2 protein-coding genes are annotated in these 2316 nt (G+C 62.5%); both read left to right on the forward strand.

Annotation, left to right across the window (positions count from 1 at the left end):
• The first annotated feature begins 132 nt into the window (after positions 1 to 132).
• Positions 133 to 720, forward strand: a complete 588-nt coding sequence (rimJ, locus tag PseAD21_RS29255; protein WP_102359167.1) for a ribosomal protein S5-alanine N-acetyltransferase — start codon at positions 133 to 135, stop codon at positions 718 to 720.
• Positions 721 to 750: 30 nt separating this feature from the next.
• Positions 751 to 2229 carry a glycosyltransferase family 39 protein gene (locus PseAD21_RS29260; RefSeq protein ID WP_102359168.1) on the forward strand — a complete coding sequence of 493 codons (1479 nt, stop codon included), beginning with the start codon at positions 751 to 753 and terminating at the stop codon, positions 2227 to 2229.
• Positions 2230 to 2316 lie beyond the last annotated feature (87 nt).

Consider the following 2316-nt stretch of genomic DNA (forward strand, 5'->3'; position numbering starts at 1 on the left):
CCCACCGCTTTCGCGAGCAAGCCCGCTCCCACAGGGGATCAGCGCTTAATTGATCGGCATTAGCCAGTGCGGTTTGTTTTTTTCCACCCTCTGGGCAATCCTGTCCCTCGACCTTGCCAACCGGAGCGCCCGATGTCACTGCTGAGCCTGCCCTGCCAACGCCTGACGCTCGCCATCCTGGCCCCGGATCAGGCCGAACTGGAAAGTGATTTCTACCGCCGCAACCAACGCCACCTCGCGCCCTGGTCGCCGATCCGCACCTCCGAATACTTTTCCACCGAACAGATTCGCCGACGCCTCGAGATTCAGGCCAGCGCCTACGAGGCCGGGCTGGCCATGCATTTCGCCCTGCTGACGCCGGACGGCCAACAGATGATCGGCGCGTGCAATTTCAGCGGGATCATTCGCGGCGCGTTTCAGGCCTGTTATCTGGGTTATCACATTGACCACGCGCATCAGGGCCAGGGCTTGATGCAGGAAGGCCTTGAGGCCGGCATCGGTTACATGTTCGATACGCAGAACCTGCACCGGATCATGGCCAACTACATGCCCGGCAACGAGCGCAGCGCACGCTTGCTGGAGCGCCTGGGTTTCGAACGCGAAGGCTATGCCAAGGCCTACCTGAACATCGCCGGCCGCTGGCAGGATCATGTGCTGACGGCGCTGGTCAATTCGTTGTTCGAAACACCGGAGAAGCGTTGGTCGCGCCAATTGGCGTGAGTTTCACAATTTGTTAAGCATTGGCGAAGTATGCTCAAGGCTCCTGCCCTTTCCGGTTGCCTGAAACCCATGCCGCGTGCCGCCACTTCGCTGTTTCTACTTGCCGCCCTGCTGTTCTTTTTCGCCCTGGGCAACCACCAGTTGCAAGGCTCCACCGAGGCCCGGGTCGCCGGGATCGCGATGGAAATGCACCTGGACGATGACTGGGTGACGCCGCGCCTGTTCGGCGAGCCGTTTCTGGAAAAACCGCCGCTGAGCCTGTGGCTGGACGCCGGCGCCATGCGCGTATTCGGTGTTTCGCCGTGGGCGGTGCGGCTGGCGTCGGCGGTAGCCGGGCTGCTCAGCGTGATGCTGCTGTACGGCATGCTGCGCCGCTTCGGGCGCCCGAAAGCGCTGGCATGGACAGCGGGGATTCTGCTGGCGACCATGGCCAGCTACTGGAGCAACGTGCGCGGGGTCGGCGAGGATGCGCTGCTGGCACTCGGCGTGACCACGGCGCTGCTGGCGTTCTTTCAGGCGCAACGCGCACCGAACGCGGGCAACTCGCTGCTGTTTATCGCCGGGATCGCCATCGCCACGTTGAGCAAGGGCGTGCTCGGACTGGCGATGCCCGGGGTGGTGATTTTCGCCTACCTGCTGGCGGACAACCTGATCGACAAACGCTTGAAGATCGGCGCCTGGCTGCGTCCCGGCCTGCTCACGGCCGTGGGCCTGATTCCGTTGTTGATCTGGCTCGCCGTGCTCTATCAGCGCGGTGGCTCGCACGCCGTCGCGGAAGTGCTGCTGACCAACAGCGTCGGTCGCTTCAGCGGCTCGTTCGTCGAGGCTGGGCACTACGAGCCGTTCTATTACTACCTGGCCAAACTGCCGGAAGCGTTTCTGCCGTGGAACATCCTGGTGTATCTGGGGCTGTGGCATTTCCGTAAGGAATTGAAGGCTAACCGTTACCTGCTGTTTTTCAGCCTGTGGATCGTGGCGCAGTTCATCATGCTGACCCTGGCCTCCAGCAAGCGCACGGTGTACCTGATGTCGATGACCCCAGCCGCTGCGGTGATCGCCGCCGAATATGCGCGGGTGTTGTTCGATCGCTTGCAGGCGCATGAAACCGCCAACCGTTTGATCGGAAAAGTCGCCCGCCATCGTCAGGCGATTGCCGCTGGTTTGCTCACGGTAGTGATCGCCAGCTACCTGGGCGCCGCGCAGTGGGCCTTGCCCAATGCCGACAAAGAGCTGTCGTTCCTGCCGCTGACCGAACACATTCAGACCCTGCAAGCCAACGGCCAGCAGGTCGCGCTGTTCCAGGCCAATGAACGGGTCGGTGGCGCCAGCGTGTTCTACACCCAACGTGTGCTCAAGGGGCTGGATACCGACGCGCAACTGCACGACTTCCTCAGCGCCTCGCCCTCCAACGTCGCGGTGATCTCGGCAGACAGCGAACCGGTTGCGCCGCTCAAAGTGCTCAAGACCATGATGGTCGGGCGGCAGGCGTACTACTTCGTCGGCTACTGACGTCCGTCGCGCCAGGCAATAAAAACCCCGCCGAAACTGGCTAATGCCGATCAGTTAAGCGCAGATCCCCTGTGGGAGCGGGGTTGC

Source organism: Pseudomonas sp. AD21 (assembly GCF_002878485.1).
In the GTDB taxonomy this organism is placed as follows: Bacteria; Pseudomonadota; Gammaproteobacteria; order Pseudomonadales; family Pseudomonadaceae; genus Aquipseudomonas.

What these genes read in the sequence shown, in the direction of transcription:
- PseAD21_RS29260 (WP_102359168.1), top strand. Translation starts at nt 751, where the DNA reads ATGCTCAAGGCTCCTGCCCTTTCCGGTTGCCTGAAACCCATGCCGCGT.
- rimJ (WP_102359167.1), top strand. Translation starts at nt 133, where the DNA reads ATGTCACTGCTGAGCCTGCCCTGCCAACGCCTGACGCTCGCCATCCTG.